The sequence below is a fragment of the Streptomyces sp. NPDC052114 genome, assembly GCF_040680155.1.
Taxonomy (GTDB): domain Bacteria; phylum Actinomycetota; class Actinomycetes; order Streptomycetales; family Streptomycetaceae; genus Streptomyces.
Genome location: NZ_JBFAWC010000001.1, coordinates 571705 through 589059, shown reverse-complemented (window position 1 = coordinate 589059; position 17355 = coordinate 571705). Strand labels below are relative to the sequence as shown.

The 17355-nt window shown below is 74.4% G+C and carries 8 protein-coding genes; 5 read left to right on the top strand and 3 right to left on the bottom strand.

What is annotated here, in order from left to right:
• Positions 1-462: 462 nt before the first annotated feature.
• Positions 463-1728, bottom strand: a complete 1266-nt coding sequence (locus tag AB0L89_RS02420) for an acyltransferase (protein WP_365132944.1) — start codon at positions 1726-1728, stop codon at positions 463-465.
• Entirely contained in the window at positions 1725-4121 is a 2397-nt protein-coding gene (locus AB0L89_RS02415) for a glycosyltransferase (RefSeq protein WP_365132941.1), read from the bottom strand. The genes AB0L89_RS02420 and AB0L89_RS02415 overlap by 4 nt, the downstream gene beginning before the upstream one ends.
• Before the next feature lie 300 nt (positions 4122-4421).
• On the opposite strand from AB0L89_RS02415, the gene AB0L89_RS02410 reads away from it, so the two are divergent.
• Positions 4422-5897, top strand: a complete 1476-nt coding sequence (locus AB0L89_RS02410) for an acyl-CoA synthetase (RefSeq protein WP_365132938.1) — start codon at positions 4422-4424, stop codon at positions 5895-5897.
• 117 nt (positions 5898-6014) lie between these two features.
• Here AB0L89_RS02410 and AB0L89_RS02405 read toward each other — a convergent pair whose 3' ends face one another.
• The gene (locus tag AB0L89_RS02405; protein ID WP_365132935.1) at positions 6015-9698 is read right to left on the bottom strand and encodes a S8 family serine peptidase; all 3684 of its coding nucleotides are present in this window, start codon (positions 9696-9698) and stop codon (positions 6015-6017) included.
• Positions 9699-9971: 273 nt separating this feature from the next.
• Between AB0L89_RS02405 and AB0L89_RS02400 the strand changes: the two genes are divergently transcribed.
• From AB0L89_RS02400 to AB0L89_RS02385, 4 genes are read left to right on the top strand one after another with little or no spacing between them, the layout of a single operon-like run.
• Positions 9972-10349 (top strand): CU044_2847 family protein, encoded by a 378-nt coding sequence (locus tag AB0L89_RS02400; protein ID WP_365132932.1) that lies wholly within the window; start codon positions 9972-9974, stop codon positions 10347-10349.
• Complete coding sequence (locus AB0L89_RS02395; RefSeq protein WP_365132929.1) at positions 10346-12046, top strand: trypsin-like peptidase domain-containing protein; 1701 nt, start codon at positions 10346-10348, stop codon at positions 12044-12046. Before AB0L89_RS02400 ends, AB0L89_RS02395 begins: the two co-directional genes overlap by 4 nt.
• A gap of 25 nt (positions 12047-12071) precedes the next feature.
• Positions 12072-13121 carry a MoxR family ATPase gene (locus AB0L89_RS02390; protein WP_365132926.1) on the top strand — a complete coding sequence of 350 codons (1050 nt, stop codon included), beginning with the start codon at positions 12072-12074 and terminating at the stop codon, positions 13119-13121.
• Positions 13111-17319, top strand: a complete 4209-nt coding sequence (locus AB0L89_RS02385) for an SAV_2336 N-terminal domain-related protein (protein ID WP_365132923.1) — start codon at positions 13111-13113, stop codon at positions 17317-17319. Before AB0L89_RS02390 ends, AB0L89_RS02385 begins: the two co-directional genes overlap by 11 nt.
• Positions 17320-17355 lie beyond the last annotated feature (36 nt).

Genomic DNA, 17355 nt, shown 5'->3' with positions numbered 1-17355 from the left:
CCGGAGATCGGGGAGTTGTTCGCGGATCGCCGGCGCTGCGGAAGCGCCGGTGATGCGGACCACGGGCGATACGGACCACGATCGATACGAACAACCGATGCGAACGACTGGGCAGTTGTTCCCTGGAACAGGTGATCGTCGCCGCAGGAATTGCGCGGGGCCCTCGCGATTGACGATGCTTACGGTGCGCGAGCGACGGGCTGCAGACCGTGACCGCGCTCCCGGTCCATGTCCCATACGGGACCGGGGTGTTGGGCCCCGGACGCGTACGTCCAGGGGTCCGGCCTTCCTGAAAGTCCCACAAGGAGAAGCACCACCATGAACATCATCACTGACGTCGTCGCCGGTCTCGCCCACTTCCTGGGCTGGCTCATCTGACGTCACCCGCAGTCCGCAGCGGCGCCGTCTCCCCTCGTCCCACGGGGAGGCGGCGCCGCCGCGTTGCGGCACGGCGGCCGTGGATCAGCGGACCGTGACGGCCTCCGGGCGCTCCGGGTAGAACTCCCGCGCCCGGCCCCTGGCGTCCTTCGTCCGGGCGAGCAGGCCCGCCGGGTACTCCACGCACCAGTAGCTGACCGTGCCGGCCGCCAGCGCCACCACGAACACGACGAGCACCGCGACCGGGAAGCCCGCCCGGGCCGACGGCAGCAGCCCCGCCCCGTCCAGCCACAGCATCACCGGCTCGTGCCAGATGTAGAGGCTGTAGCTGATCAGCCCCACGGCCGTGGCCCAGCGGGCCCGCAGCAGGCCGTGCCGGCGCACGCGCCGGCGCTCGCCCTGCCGGATGCGCAGCGTCGCGTACAGCAGCGCGAACCACAGCACGGAGGCGATCGGGTGGTAGAAGGTCTGCGCGAAGTTCTCCGGATCGGAGGACCAGGACAGGGTGAGCAGCCCGGCCAGCGCCACCGCCGACAGCGCGCTCGCCCACCGCGCCCGCAGCCGGCCCCGGTGCTCGCCGAGCGCCGTCAGGAGCACCGCGAGGCCCATGCCGGCCGCGAAGCCGCCGAAGCGGGCCTGCGGGCCGAAGTACACCGGCCAGTCGGTGTGCGGCACGCCCAGGACGTAGTGCGCGTACGCGATCCACGCCAGCGGCAGCGCGAAGAGCGCCGCGCAGCCCGACGCGCACAGCGCGATCCGCGCCCGGCGGGTGCGCAGCCCCCGGCAGGCCCGCACCGCGAGCGGCCCGAGCGCCACGAGCACCAGGTAGAAGGCGACCTCCAGGGAGAGCGACCAGGTCGGGCCGAGGGTGTAGAAGATCCGCTCGCGGTCGAAGACGTGCGTGAACGTGAGGTGTCCGACCAGGTCGCGCCAGTCCCCCGGCAGCGTCGGGTTCCGTGTCGACCAGACGACCACGACCGCGAGGAAGTACAGCGGCAGGATGCGGACCGCGCGGCGGAAGAGGAACACCTTCCCCGGCCTGACCGCGCCCTCCTCGCCGTCGATGGCGGCGCGCGCGTACGACAGCGTGAGCAGGTACGCCGACATCACGAAGAACAGGTCGATCACTTCGAGGGAGATCAGCGCCCCGACGTAGGGGTTGTCGACCGGCGGGTGCGAGCCCGCCGCGTCGTAGGTGTAGTACTGCTGCCAGACGTGGAAGAGGACCGTGCTGAGGGCGGCGAGGCCGCGCAGGCCCTGCAGTTCGAGGGCGCGCCCCCGCGGCGCGGTGCCCTCGCGGGCCGGGGCGCGGGGCGGCGCGGTCGTGTCGGGAACGACGGGCGAGGTCACGAACCCCCTCCCGGCACGCCGGACTCGGCGGTGGCGACGGCCCGCGGGGTGACCCGCCACTGCCGGTCGCCGAGCGCCTCCTTCAGGTGCGCGGCGCGCGCCACCATGTTCTTGAAGTGCGTGTAGAAGAACGTCGACACGAGCAGGTAGCGCCAGAACCAGCCCTTGCGGACGCGCAGTTCGGGCACCGCGAGCCGCCAGGCGAACGCGGCCTGCACCAGGCCCGCCGACAGCGTGACGGCCGCCGCGACCAGGCAGACGGGCACCGCCCAGTCGAGCCGGTCGGCGCCACCCGCGCGCCACGCGGCGTGCAGCAGGATCGGCAGGATCTGGAGGGTGAGCCACGGCTGGACCTCGCGCCAGCCGAGCAGCACGAACAGGCCCGCCTTCTGCCGGCGCGTGAAGACCGGTGAACGCAGGCCGCGCCACAGGTGCTTGAGGGAGACCTGCAGCCAGCCCTGGGCCCAGCGGGAACGCTGGTTCCATAGGGGTTTCAGGAGGGTGGGGGCGAGTTCGCGGGAGATGAGGGTGCGGTCCATGGCGATGCGGGCGCCCTCGTTCAGGGCGCGCATCGTGGAGTCGATGTCCTCGGTCAGCATCGAGCCGTGCATGCGGGTGCGCGCGAGCAGGTCGGTGCGCCAGAAGCCGTTGGAGCCGCCGAACACCCCGAAGCCGTACAGGCGGGTGCGGCCCGGGTGGCTGACCGCGTAGATCGCCTCGAACTCGACGGCCACCAGCCGGGCCACCCACGAGCTCTCGCCGTTGCGGATGAGGCAGTGGCCCTGCACCACGTCGTAGCCGTGGGACAGCCAGTCCCAGGCGTGCCGGAAGGCGTCGGGGGCCGGGTGGTGGTCCGCGTCGAAGATGCCGACGAACTCGCCGCGCACCCGCGTCACCGCCGCGTTGAGGTTCTGCGCCTTGGACGTGCTGCCCGCGACCTCCAGGAGCACCAGGCGCGGATCGCGCGCCGCGATCTCCCGCAGCGTCTGCTCGACGGGCAGCGGGTGCGGGGTGTTGTAGGCGAGGACGATCTCCAGTTCGCCGGGGTAGTCCAGGCGCAGGAACGACTCGACGGTGTCGACGATCGTCGCGGCCTCGTTCGGCAGGTACGCGGCGATGACCGCGCTCGCCGTCGGGTACGGCTGCGCCGGGGCGGCCGGGCGCGCCGGCGCGTCGAGCGAGAAGAGGCACTCCAGGACGATGAGCAGGGCGGACGTCACCAGGCCCGCGACCACCACCCAGTAGGCGACGGCCGCCGCGTCCCAGCCCGCCCGGTACGCCTGTTGGTAGAGCAGGAACGGCACGCCCACGCCGAGCAGCAGCATCAGGACCGGCGAGAGCAGCGGGGCCGCGGCCGACAGCAGGGCGCGCGGGCCGGGCCGGGCGCGCCGGTGGCCGTGCGCGGCGGCGGCGCGCATCCAGGGTTCGTAGCGCACGGGCCGCAGGTCGCGGTGGCGCAGGGCCTCCTCCGCGGCGTCCCTCGCCTGCTCGGTGGCCTGGGCGCTCGCGCCCCTGCCCGCGCGGGCGGGCAGCGGGGTCCAGCCGACGGCGGGGGTGAGCCGGACGTTCTCGTCCGCGACGACGAACCGCGTGCCGGCCACGGACGCGGCGAACTCCCGCAGGCTCTCGGTGGCCGTCTCCTCGTCGACGCCCGGCATCAGGACGAGCAGCCGTCCCTCGTCGTCCCAGCCGAGCCGGTCGCACACGTTGCCCAGGCGCTCGCCGACCTGGGCGAGGCGTTCGGCGACCTCGCGGCGCACGCGCGGCCCGAGCCGGGTCTCCAGGGCCTCGGCCTCGGCGACGCCGACCACGGCGAGGACGCCGCCGTGGCGGGCTCCGGCGGGCCGCTGGAGTTCGCGGTCGAGCTCGGCCATGAAGTGCGGCGCCGAGTAGAGGCCGGTGCGCGGGTCGAGGAGGAGCTGTTCGACGGGTACGGGCACCCGGTGCAGCTTGGCCGCGATGCGGGCGGACAGCTCGTCGGGGTCGGAGGCCTCCGTGACGCAGTCGTCGGCGCCGTCCCGCAGGAGTTCGGCGACGGTGGCGGGGGCGCGGGCCGCGGTGACCATGACCAGCGGGAGGGCCTGGCCCGCGGGGTCGGCGCGGACCTCCCGTATGACGTCGCGGCCCTGCCGGCGTCCGTCGGGGCCGTCGTCGAGGGCGACGATCGCGTCGGGCGTGGCCTGGCCGACCTGGCGGCGCACCTCGCCTGGGACGGCGTGCGTGACCTCGTGGCCGGTCAGGCGCAGGGTCCGGGTGAGCCGTTCGCGGCCGGGGCCGGGCGGGCCCACGGCGAGGATGTGGGGGCGGTCGGGCGGCGCCGGATCGGAGGTGGTGGACTGGTGCGGTATGAGCACCTTGCGGGGGGCGTCGGGACGCCCCAGGACATCGGACATGAAGGTGGTCCCATCCTGTTCGGATCGTGGGGGGAGGACCGGCTTGCTGACGTGTTCGCGGGTGATCGGCCGACGGACGGGCCGGGAGACCGGCCCGCGGCCGACCCCTGGCGGATCGGCCAATTGATTGACTGTTTGACAAAGCGCCGAACAGCCCCGAAACCCGGGCCAATTCGGCCACTTCAGCCTCAGTGATCACTGTGACACCACACCTTCAACGGCGTAACACTCTCATTACGCCCCGGTGCAGAGACTGCACACACCCTGCACAGACCGAGCAGACAACGAGGAGTACGAGACGTGAATCCCCTGTTCCCGGCCCTGGCCGCCGCGCACACGGAGGCCCGCGGCGAGGCCCTGCGCTTCGGCGACCGCTCGCTGAGCTACCCCGAACTCGCTTCGGCGGCGGGCGCGTTGGCGGAGCGCCTGCGCGGCGCGGGCCGGGTCGCCGTGTGGGCGACGCCCTCCCTGGAGACGGCCGTCGGCGTGGTCGCCGCGCTGCTCGCCGGGGTGCCCGCCGTGCCGCTCAACCCGAAGTCGGGCGGGGGCGAGCTGACGCACATCGTGACGGACAGCGCGCCGTCCCTGGTCCTCGTCGGCCCCGGCGTCGAACTGCCGCCCGCGCTCGCGGACGTCAAGCGCCTGGACGTCGAGGTGCGCCCCGACGCGGGCGCCCCGGGGCACGGCCCCGCCGCGCCGGTCACCGAGCCCGACGCCCCCGAGTCCCCCGCCCTGATCGTCTACACCTCCGGCACCACGGGCCCGCCCAAGGGCGCCGTCGTGCCGCGCCGCGCGATCGCCGCCACGCTGGACGCCCTGGAGGACGCCTGGCAGTGGACCGGCGACGACGTCCTCGTGCACGGCCTGCCGCTCTTCCACGTGCACGGCCTGATCCTCGGCACGCTCGGCCCGCTGCGGCGCGGCGGCTCGGTGCGCCACCTCGGACGGTTCAGCACCGAGGGCGTGGCCCGCGAGCTGGGCGCCGGGGCGACCATGCTGTTCGGGGTCCCGACGATGTACCACCGCATCGCCGAAGCCCTGCCCGGGGAACCGGAGTTGGCGAAGGCACTGGCCGGGGCGCGGCTCCTGGTCTCCGGCTCGGCGGCGCTCCCGGTGCACGACCACGAGCGCATCGCGGCCGCCACGGGACGGCGCGTCATCGAGCGGTACGGCATGACGGAGACGCTCATGAACACCAGCGTCCGCGCGGACGGCGAGCCCCGCGCGGGCGCCGTCGGCGTGCCGCTGCCCGGCGTCGGGCTGCGCCTGGTCGACGAGGCGGGCGCGGAGCTCGCCGGGGACGACCCGGAGGCGGTCGGCGAGATCCAGGTGCGCGGCCCCAACCTCTTCACGGAGTACCTGAACCGCCCGGACGCGACCGCTGAGGCCTTCGCGGAGGGCGGCTGGTTCCGCACCGGCGACATGGCGGTGCGGGACGCCGACGGCTACGTACGCATCGTCGGCCGCAAGGCCACCGACCTCATCAAGAGCGGCGGCTACAAGATCGGCGCGGGCGAGATCGAGAACGCGCTCCTGGAGCACGAGGGGGTGCGGGAGGCCGCGGTGACCGGCGAGCCCGACCCGGACCTCGGCGAGCGGATCGTGGCGTGGGTGGTCCCGGCACGGGCCGACGCCCCGCCGTCCGCCGACGAGCTGGCGGACCACGTGGCGGCGCGCCTGGCGCCGCACAAGCGGCCGCGGGTGGTGCGCTGTCTGGAGGCGCTGCCGCGCAACGACATGGGGAAGATCATGAAGAGGGCGCTGCCCGGCGGCTGACGCCGGACGGGCGGCATCAGCCGTCCCGTCCGGCGCTCGATGACACCGTGTCGGAGGTCCAGGGGGCACAGCCCCCTGGATTCGGGAAGAGGTGGGACCGGGGAAGGCCCCGCGGGGCTACTTCACTCCCACCGCCCGAATGATCTCCTGCGACACGGACCCGCCCCGGTCGTCCTTCGCGGAGGCCCGCAGCGACACGGACTTCGCCCCGCCCGGCACCTTCAACTCCCCCTCCCAGGCGGCCTTCCGACCGTCCCGGTCCAGGGAGACCGCCTGCCACGTCTTCCCCTCGTCGTACGAGACGGACAGCGCACCGCCCCCGATGACCCCGGTGTCCGGCGCCCCCTTCACGTACTCCGAGAAGATCCCGACGTCGACGCTCCGCCCGGCCCGCACCGCGCCGGAGAGGTCCGTGTCGACGTCGAAGCCGAGGTTCAGCAGCGGCAGGAACGTCTTCCTGTCCTCGGGGGTCCGCTGGGACCGGAAGGTCCACTCGGCGTGCCCCTTCGTGGCCAGCGACCATCGCGCGGGGTCGAGCGTCGTGTCGGTCACGACCTTGTACGTGCGCTCGGCGGGATCCGCGTCCCACACGTACACGGCCGAGCTCTTGCGCCGGTCGGCGCTGACGCCGTCGACGAAGACCTCGCTGGTCTGCGTCATCGACTCCTCGTTCCACACGTCGCCGAAGCCGGTGTGGTCGGGGCCCGAGTCGCCCCAGCCCGGCACGTTGAACTCCAGGTCGTCGCCCCGGCGCTGCTGGCCCCAGCCGAGGCCGGTGCCGAGCCAGGGGTGCAGGACCGGCTTGAACCAGTCGAGGCCGGTCCGCTGTCCGCCCCGGTAGGTGACCAGGCCGCTGCGCTCCTCCAGGGCGCCGGGCCCGGTGGACACGGACTCGTGCCACTTCTGGCCCGCGCCCGTCGACACGTACTCCGTGCGCTCGACGGGGTAGTCGATCTTCTCCTGGAAGCCGAGGCCGACGGGGAACGCGTCGGTGATCGAGTAGCGGTACTCGCCGCCCTGCGCCGGCTTCACCGCGTGGAACTTGCTGTCGATCACGGCCAGTTCACGCTTGCCCGGCTCATAGGTGAGGTCCTTCGGCACGGCCCCCTTGTGGCCCTCGGAGAGGTCGTACACGTAGGGGGTGTGGAGGGTCCCCGTGCTCTGGACCTTCCCTCCCGCCTTCGCCGCCGCGAGAAGACGCGCGCCGTCGGCGGCGTCGACCGTGGCGATCTGGAGCTTCCGGTCGCCGTTGTCGTCCGTGCCGAACCACGCGTTGAGACGGCCGGGCCGATCGTCCGTCACGAACAGCGCGGCGGCGCCCGCGTCCTGCGCGGCCTGGCCGAGCCGCGCCGGAGTGACCGCGTCGGTGCGGCGCACCACGACGGCCTTGCCGCGCACGTCCTTGCCCTCGTACGCGGCCGGGGTGCCGTCACCGGCGTCCACCAGCGCCCAGGCGTGCCGTCCCTCGGCGATCGTGCCGCCGGGCTGGGCGACGGCCTCGCCGAGGCCCTTCACGTCCACGAGCGGCTTGCCGAGCCGCCACACGGTCCGGTATTCGAAGCTGCCCTCGGTGACCTTCTTCGTGGGCGCGGCGAAGACGCTGTCGTACTTCACGGGCACCTGGACGGCGCCCGTGATGTCGGCGCCGCCGGCCTTCCTGTCGTACTCCATGAGCAGTTGCCGGGTCTCGGTGCGCCGGCCGACGTCGGCCCTGATCTCGCGCAACTGCCGCCCGTCGAGGGTGATCTCGCGGTCCCGGTCGAGCGTGATCTGCGGGTCGGCGAGGAAGCCGAGGCCGAGGGAGTCCTTGCCCTTGGCCCCGCGGACGTCGAGGAAGGTGGAGAGGGCGTACGTGCCCGGCTTCACGCGCAGCTTCAGGGTGCCGGAGTCACCGACGGCGGCCGGGAACGGCTCGGTGTCCTTCGCGAGCTGCTGCACCACGAGGTCGGCGGGCGACGCGGCCCCGTCGCGGTCCTTCACATGGACGGTGAGGGTGTACCGCTCCTCCTCCTTGACCAGGCCGAACGCGGTGTGCGCGACCTTCTTGCCGCCGGCGCTCGCGACGACGGCGCCGCTGGTGTTCCCGACGGGTGCCTTCGCGCCGTCCCCGGTGACGGTGGTGGAGGCGGTGCCGTGCGCCGGGACGGTGAGGGTGGAGTCGGCGAGTGCGACGACGCCGTCGGCGCCCCCCTGCACGGCGAGGCTCAACTCCACCGCCTGGTCCGAGGAGTTGGTGTACGTCAGGGTCTTCTCGACGGGCTTGTTGTCCTCGTACGGCCAGCCGTAGAAGCCGAGGTCGAGGCTGCCGGTCGCGGTGACGTCCGCGCCGAGGACGCCGGGCACGCTGACCCGCCCGGCGCCCAACTCATAGGCAGAGGAGTCCAGTTGCTCGGACCCGGACATCAGGGCGTCCTTGATCCGGGCGCCCGTCCAGTCGGGGTGCTTCTCGGCGAGCAGGGCGGCGACACCGGCGACGTGCGGGGTCGCCATCGACGTACCGCTCATCTCGGTGTAGAAGCCCTCGCCGCCGGTGAGCTGCGAGCGGGCGGCGAGGATGTCCACGCCGGGCGCCGACAGGTCGGGCTTGAGGGCGTTGTCCCCGGCGCGCGGGCCCTGGCTGGTGAAGTACGCGGCCCGATCGGCGGAGTCGACGGCGCCGATGGTCAGCGCGGAGTCGGCGGCGCCGGGCGAGCCGATGGAGGAGGGCGCGCCGGTGTTCCCCGCCGCGACGACGAAGAGGGCGCCGGTCTCCTTGGAGAGCGCGTTCACGGCGGCGGCCATCGGGTCGGTGCCGTCGCTGGCCTCCTGCGAACCGAGGCTCATGGACACGACCTTGGCGCCCACGTCCCCGGCCGCCCACTCCATGCCCGCGATGATCTCCGACTCGCTGCCGTAGCCCTCGTCGCTGAGCACCTTGCCGACGGCGAGCGAGGCGCCGGGCGCGACGCCCTTCTCCTTGCCGCCGTCCGAGGCGGCGCCGCTGCCTCCGACCGTGGAGGCGACGTGGGTGCCGTGGCCGTTGCGGTCGGCGACCTCCTCGCCCGCGATGAAGCTCTTGGACTGTGCGACGCGCCCCTTGAGGTCGGGGTGGCCGGCGTCGACGCCGGTGTCGAGGACGGCGACCTTGACGCCCTTGCCGGTGAGCCCGGCCTCCCACGCCGTGGGCGTGCCGATCTGTTCGTTGCTCTGCGCCAGGTCGGCCTCGACGCGCCCGTCGAGCCACACCTTCTCGATGCCGGAGCCCCCGCCGCGCACGGACCGCCACAGCGCGCCCGGCTTCTCGGCGGTGACGGCGACGCCGTCGACGCTCTTGAGGGAGCGCACCTTCTCGATGCCGGAGGGCAGTTGGCGGGCGGAGCGGGCCTTCGCGTCGTACGTGACGATGAGCGGCAGCCCGGTGTCCGCCCCCTTCCGCCCGCCCTCTCCGTAGCCCTGCCGGATCAGCTCGGTCACGTCGAAGAGGCGCTCGTCGAGGACGCCGGAGCGCAGGTGGGGCCGGGCCTCGTCGGGCACGACGGTGACGTGCCCGCCGGACACCCGGGTGCGCACGGCGCCGCTCGCCCCGGCGGGCCGGTCGACGGTGACGGCCTGCCTGCCGCCGGGGAGTTCGGTGACGGTGACCTTGTCTCCGGTGATGAGGGTGACGGTCCGGGCGGCGCGGGCGGCCGCGGTCGCGGGGGCGTCGCCGGCGCTGCCGCCGGGGTCGTCGGCGGTGGCGCTGTGCCCGGCGGGAAGCAGGGCGAACGCGAGACCGGCGGCGGCCACGAGCGAGGCTCTTCGCCGCGCGGGGGCTCTGGTCATGGAGCTGCCTCTCTTCGTCGGACCCGGGCGGGGGTGGTGCCCGAGTGCTGCGAAGAGTGTCAGGGGCCTGGTGTTGCGGGGGTGTTGACGGGAGCTGGCGGAAAGCCGCCAGGGCACGTTTCCGCCAGCACGGTCCCCGCCCCGGGCCCGCGGGAGTGGCCGGCCGTCACACAGGATCGGGTGACAGTCACAAGGAGCTTCCGTAACAATGCCGTTGGCAGGTGCGCGAGCACGGCACGGTACACGGTTCAACCGGTTCGACGGGGGTACGCCATGGGCGGCTTGGTGGAGTTCACGACCGACGACGGCGCGCGCGTCGTCATAGCCGACGTGGACGACGCCGGCTCCGGCTCCCGCCTGGTCTCCCGCGGCGACGAACCGGCCCGCGCGGCCCGCACCTTCGAGGCGTCCCTGGACGGCGCGCGGGCGGCCGCCGAGTCCGCGCTGCGCGTGTTCCGCGAGGGCAGCCTGCGCCCCGACTCGGTCGAGATCGAGTTCGGCGTACGGATGTCCGCGGAGGCGGGCGCCGTGATCGTGAAGGGGCAGGCGGAGGGGCATCTCGCGGTGCGGCTGACGTGGACGCCGGGCCCGTCGACCCCCGAACCCGCCACCCCCGCGGCGCCGTCACCGGAGCCCACCACCGCCTCATGAGCAGCACGTCCTGGCACGCCCGCGTCGAGTGCGGGCGGGAAGTGGGGGCGGGTTTCCTGGTGTCCGATCGACGGCTCCTGACCTGCGCGCACGTGGTGCGGGACGGCGGCGACGCGGCGGTCACCGTGTCCTTCCCCCACCACAAGGACCTCGGCGCCGTCGGGGCCCGCGTCCACGTCCACGGCGGCTGGGACGGCAGGGGCGACGACTCCGGCGACCTCGCCGTCCTCGAACTGGACCGGGCGGTGCCGATCGCACCGGCCCGGTTCGCCGCGCCCGAGGACGCGTACGGCGAGCCGCGCCCCCGCCTCCTCGCCTACGGCTTCCCCCGGGGCTACGACGAGGGCACCCTCGCCGAATACCGTTCCACGGCAGACCAGTTGATCGCCGACGAGTGGATCCAGCTGGAGGCCTGGAACGCCCACGGCCAGTCGCTGGCCCCGGGCTTCAGCGGCGCTGCGGTGACCCGCGCCGACAGCGGCCGGGTCGTGGGCATGGTCGCCGCGGCGGCCGGCGCGTCCGGCGTGCGCAACGGACGGATGCTGCCGCTCTCCGTCATGGCCCGCTACTGGCCGCGGCTCGGCGAGCTGATCCCCACGCCGGGCCACCCGGCCACGGCCAAGGAGCGGCTGCGCGAACTCGTGGAGAAGGCGGCCGACTCCGGCCTCGCCCGTGAGGCGGAGCGGCTCTACCTCGAGGCCGCGGGACCGTTCGGGCCGCCCGTGCCGCCCCGGGGGTTCTCGTCCCTGTGGTCCGCGGCCTGGTACGTGCTCTGGGAGATCGACGACCCCGACGCCCTGACCCGCTTCACCGACCGGCTCGCCGACCTCCTCGACACCCCGGCCGCGCCGCCCGCGCCCACGGCGGCGGCACCGGCCTGGTCCCCCATCCTCGTCGAGATCGACCACAGCGGCGCCGGCGGCGACCAGGTCCTCGTGACGGTGTCCGCGTACCGCGAGGGCCACCGCCATCCCGTGGGCTCGCGCACGCTCCGGCGCGAGGAGGTGCGGGAGTACGTGCAGCGGCGCATCGACGAGGCCTTCTGGCAACTCGGCTCCGACGCAGACGAGTTGATCGCGTTCGCGCTGCCCCGGGACTGGCTGAACGAACCCGTGGCCCACTGGCAGCGCAGCGCCGACGACCCCACCCCGCTCGGCTGCTCCTACCCCTTGGTCGTCACCGACCGGTCGCGGCGCACCGGCGGCCTGCGCCACCAGCTCTCCCGCACCTGGCAGAAGCTGGACGGCCTGGACCGGACGGCCCTGCACCGCGTCGAGTGCGGGACCGGCGAGAAGCCGAGCAGCCTGCGGTTCCGGCTGCGGCAGGACGGGGCCCACCTGGCGGGCTTCACCGCCCCGCCCAGGGCCGACCACGTCAGAGCGCACTTCGAGGCGTCGCTGAACGCCCCGGTCCCCGTCCTGATGTGGCCACGCGCCGGCTGCGAGGGAACAACCGACGGCACCGCGGCGGCCGACCACCGCGGCCACTGCACGGGAACGGCGTTCCTGGACGCGCTCGACGCCCACCTCGCCACGCTGCCGCCCGCCGAACTGCCCCGCCACGTCCTGACCCTGCGCGAGATGGCCGACGCGGCGGACGAGCCGGAGAAGCACTGGGCCAGGGACGTGCAGCTCCTGTGGGACGACCCCCGCTGTTTCCCCGACACGGCAGCCCATCTGCACTCCCCCGTCGCCTGAGCGCCGCACCCTACGGAGAGAACGCATGTCCCTGTGGCCCGTCTACACCGGAAACAGCGAGCCGCACGACGGCATCACCGAGCTGCCTCCGCCCCCGCCGTGGCGCGCCTTCGACGGCGGACCCGAGCTGGCCACTCCCGCGGACGACGACGCGACCACGTCGCCGGACCGGGCGCACCGCGCGGTGACGTACCGGCCCACCGACCAGAGCGTCCAACTGGTCAACGCGGCGCTCTATTTGAGGCGTCCGCTCCTGGTGACGGGCCCGCCGGGCAGCGGCAAGTCGAGCCTCGCGTACGCGGTCGCCCGGGAGCTGGCCCTCGGCCCCGTCCTGCGCTGGAACATCACCAGCCGCAGCACCCTGCACGACGGCCTCTACCAGTACGACCCGCTGTCCCGGCTGTACGCCGCGAGGGACGGGGCGAAGGGCGGCGCGCGCGACGCCCGGGACGGTGCGAGCGGCGCGGAGCCGCAGGACCGGTCGGGCGTCGAGGACCACCTGCGCCTGGGCCCCCTGGGCACCGCCCTGCTGCCCTACACGCGCCCCCGCGCCCTGCTGATCGACGAGATCGACAAGAGCGACCTGGACCTGCCCAACGACCTCCTGAACATCCTGGAGGAGGGCCAGTACGAGATCCCCGAGCTGGTGCGCGTCGCCCGGCACACGCCGACGGCGGACCTGCCGGCGGACGGCTCGGACGAGCCGGTCACCGTCACGCGCGGCCGGGTCCGCTGCCGCGCCTTCCCCTTCGTCGTCCTCACCAGCAACGGCGAGCGCGAGTTCCCGCCCGCCTTCCTGCGCCGCTGCGTCACCCTCCAGCTGCGGCAGCCCCAGGGCGACCACCTGGAGGACATCGTGCGCGCGCACCTCGGTGAACCCGATGCCTACGCGCGCGGCCTGATCACCCGGTTCCTGGAGCGCGGCAGCGGTGGCGAGCTCGCCACCGACCAGCTGCTCAACGCCATCTACCTGACCGGCGCCGCGGGCATCGACGCCGCCTCGCGCGACGAACTGGCCCACCAGCTCATGCCCTACCTGACCCAGCTGAGGGACCCGGGCCAGGATGCGCTCTGACCCGGCGGGGCCCCAAGGGCCGGTCGAGGCACTGGCCGGCCTCCTGGCCGGGGCCACGGGCGGGGAGCGCCTCTCCGCGGCCGAGGTGGCCGAACTGCTGTGGCTGGCCCGGCACATGGCGCCGCCCGCGGATCAGGATCCGCTCGTCGGCGCACCGCAGCCGACCGCACCCGAAGGGCCCGAGCCGCCCGGGGACACCGCACACCGGGCTCCGGCTCCGGACCGGCCCGCGCCGTCCGCCGACGACGCCTCCCCCGACGGCCGCGTACCCCTCCACCTGTCCGCCGGCGCCGGGGCATCCGCGTCGTCGCCCCGGCACACGCCCTCGGACCAGCCCTCCGGCCCGCCCGCCCCCGCACCGCCGACGCCGCCCCCGGCCGGGAGCGGCGTCCGTCTGCTGCGCGTCCCCGTCCCCCCGATGGTGCGCCACCCCCTCGCGCTGCAGCGCGCCCTGCGCCCGCTCAAGCGGCAGGTGCCCTCGCCGAGCGGACAGGTCCTCGACGAGGAGGCGACGGCGCACCGCATCGCCCGCCTGGGCGCCCGGCCGGACGGCTGGCTGCCGGTCATGCGGCCGGCCCGGGAACGCTGGCTGCGGCTGTGCCTCGTGTACGACACCGGGACCACGATGCCCATGTGGCGGCCCTTGGTCCACGAGCTGCACACGACCTTCGCCCAGTCCGGTGTCTTCCGCACCGTGGAACTCCACGCGGCACGGCCGGACGGCACGGTCCCCGCCCAGGCCGCCGCCGCGTCCGCCGACGGCCGCACGGTGACCCTGCTCATCAGCGACTGCATGGGCCCGCAATGGCGGGAAGGCGCACCGGGCGAGCGCTGGTACCGCACGCTGCGCCGCTGGGCGGAGCGCATGCCGCTGGCCGTCGTGCAGCCGCTGCCCGAACGCCTGTGGCGCACCACCGCCCTGCCCGCGGAACCGGGCCTGCTCCACGCCCCGCGCGCCGCCGCCCCCTCCGGCGCGCTCTGCTTCACGCCGTACGACACCCGGCCGCGCCCGGCGGACGACGCCGTGCCGCTGCCCGTACTGGAGCCCGGCCCGACCTGGCTGTCGCACTGGGCGTCCCTCGTCGCGGATCCGGGAGGCACGCAATTTCCGGGGGCCGTCGGGTGGTTGGGGCACTCCCCGGCTCCGACGGACCCGTCGGAGCGCGAGAACGTGGCCCTGCTCTCCGCCGAGTCGATCGTGCTGCGCTTCCGCTCCACGGCCTCCCCCGAGGCGTTCCGCCTCGCCGGACACCTGGCCATGGGGACACCGCACCTGCCGGTCATGCGTCTGGTCCACGCTGCCGTCGAGGAGCGCCCGCGCCCCCAGCACCTGGCCGAGGTGATCCTCAGCGGGATGCTCACCGGCGTACCGGACGGACCGCCGGGCGCGTACGCGTTCCGCGACGGTGTGCGCGACGTCCTGCTCCGCAGCCTGCCCCGCACCGCGCGCGGCCGCACCCGCCGGTTCCTGGCCCAGGTGGGCGGGCTGATCGACGACAGGGCGGGGGCGGCGCCCGGCGAGCTGCGGGCGGGCGCCCGCGTGGGCGCCGACGGCCCGCACCGTGCCGACGGCCCGCACCGCGCGGACGGGGCGGACGAACCGGCCCTGGAAGCCGAGCCGTTCGCGACGGTGAGCCAGGAGAGCGTGCACCGCCTCGGCGGCACCTCCGGACTGCTCGCGGGCCGCTACCGGCTGGACCGGCCGGTCGGATCGGAGCCGTCGCGGTGGCTCGCGCGGGACAGGTGGCAGGGCGACGAGAACGTACTCGTGCGGACCTACCCGCGTCCGGCGCCGTGGCTGAGGACCGCCTTCACCGGCATCGCGCACCGGCTCACCCAGGTGCGCCACCCGAACGTCGCCGCCGTCCGCGACTACGGCGTGGAGGACGAAACCCCCTATCTGGTCCAGGACTTCGTCGAGGGACGGAGCCTGGACCGGCTGATCGGGCGTTCGCCGGACCGCCTCCCCGACTCCGAGCTCCTGCCTCTCGTCGCTCCGCTGGCCGCCGCGGTGACCGCCCTGCACGCCGACGGCATCGCCCACGGCGCCGTACGCCCCTCGAACGTCGTCGTCACGCCGCTCGGCCCGCTGCTGACCGGCCTCGACATCAAGGCCTTCGACACCACGAGCCGCGAGGAGGACCGCCGGGACCTCGGGCATCTCATCCGCGAGATGTACGGGGGGACCTGGTATCCCGGGTCGCAGCAGCTCACCATGAGCCTGGCCGGCCTGGATCTCTCCGACGAGCTGCAGTGGACGCTGCGGGATGCCGTCAACGGCCTCCTGTCCGACGACCCCGAGGCCCAGCGGCGCGGCGCCGCGCGCCTCGCCCGCCTCGACCCCGAGCCGGCCTACGACCGCCACTACTCCCTGCTCGGACCGCTCGCCGTCCGCCACGACGGGCGTCCGCTGGCCACCGGCTCCGGGCAGGAGCAGGCGCTGCTGTGCATGCTCCTGCTCCAGGAGCGCGGGGTGACCTACAACGAACTGGTCGACGGCCTGTGGGGCTCCGCCGCACCCAAGGACGCGCGCCGCCTCATCGACGCCTACGCCTCCCGGCTGCGCAACGCGCTGGGGCCCGACTCCGTGCGGGCGGCGGGATCGCACGCCCTGCTGCTCCAGGCAGGCGCGGACGACGTCGACCTGTTCCGGTGCCGCAGGCTCGCCGATCACGCGGAGGAGGCGCGCCGCGAGGACGACATCGAGACCGCCCTCCGCCTCGTCCGGGCCGCCCTCGACCTCTGGTACGGCGAGCCCCTGGCGGGCGTCCCCGGCCCGGCGGCCGAGACCGCCCGCACGGACATCCGCGAGCTTCGGCGGTCCTTGGAGCGCATGCGGCGAGAGCTCATGGCGCGTGAGAACGAGCCGGGGCCCGATCCCGTCGAACTCCAGGAACTGCTCCAGGAGTTCCCGCACGCCGACGACGAGACGCTCGCCCCCCACGAGGCGCGCCCCGCCGTCGACCTCGCCTCGCTCGACACCGCACAGAACGAGCCAGAGACGACCGCTCCCACCCGGACCTCCCTCGCCTTCGACCTCCTGACCCGCTCCACCCCCACCGCCGCCGCCCTGCGCGACCTGGGCGAGGTGCTCTCGCGGTTCCTCGTCCACGGCGGCATCGGGCCCGAGCAGTTCACCCTGTCGCCCCGCGCCCGGGGCTGGGACGTGACCGTCGCGGCCGAGGTCCACGCCCTTCAGGTCCTGACCGTCGTCCTGCGGGAACTGCCGCGCGCCCTGCTGGAGATGGCGCCCTTCGGGGCCGCGGTCACCCTCACCCGCGACCCGGACCGGACAGCGCCCGTCATGGAGCCGTCCGCCGAACGCCGGCGCCTGCTGAGCGGCACGAGCACCCGGCAGGCCGTCGTCATCGTCTCCGACGACCTCCACGACGATCTCGTACGCTCCGGACGCTTCGGCACCGTCCGCTTCGAGCGGGTGCCGCACTCCGACGACTGGTACCACTCGATCGCGTTCGGTTCGGCCCTCTCCGTGCCGAGCGCCGTGATCCTCGGCTTCGACGGCACCCTCACCCGTCTCTTCCCGGGCACGGCGTCCTCCGACGCCGCCCGCAGGCTCGCCGCGCTGGCCGTGGAGCGGCGCGACGTGGACGCCGCGCTGGCCGGCGAGGCCGCGCCGCCGGCGGTGCCGGGCGGCCCCGGCTCCGAGAACCCGGGGACGTACCACCCGCTCGACGTGCTGCGCGCCTACGTCCAGGAGCACGGCCCGATCGCGCACGACATGAGCGTCCTCCTGGAGGAACTGGAGACACCCGCCGCGCAGGCCGCCCGTCCCGTCCCCCACTCCTCGGCGCTGCTGCGCGAGCTGGCCCGCTCGCCGATCGGGGAGCGCGTCGCCGTCGCCACCGACGTCTCGCCGCGCGCCGTGTCCGCATATCTGGCCGCCCGCAAACTGCCGCTCCCCGGGGGCGGCATCCACGGCCGCGACCACGACCACCTCCGCCTGCTGCCGGAAGCGGACTGCCTGGGCCGCGCGCTGGAGCGGCTGGACACGCCCCCGGACCGCTGCCTGATGGTCGGCGCCCTCGCCCAGGAGGCGGCCGCGGCGGGCACGCTCGGCGTTCCGTTCGTCGGGCTCGCCGCCGACGAACGGCGGCGCGAGCGACTGCTCGACGCCGGGGCCCTACGCACCGTCAATTCCCTGTCGGAACTGACGGGCCTGGCCGACCACGTCGGCTGAACGCCCCGTTCCTCCCCTCCCGGGTCCGAACGAGTC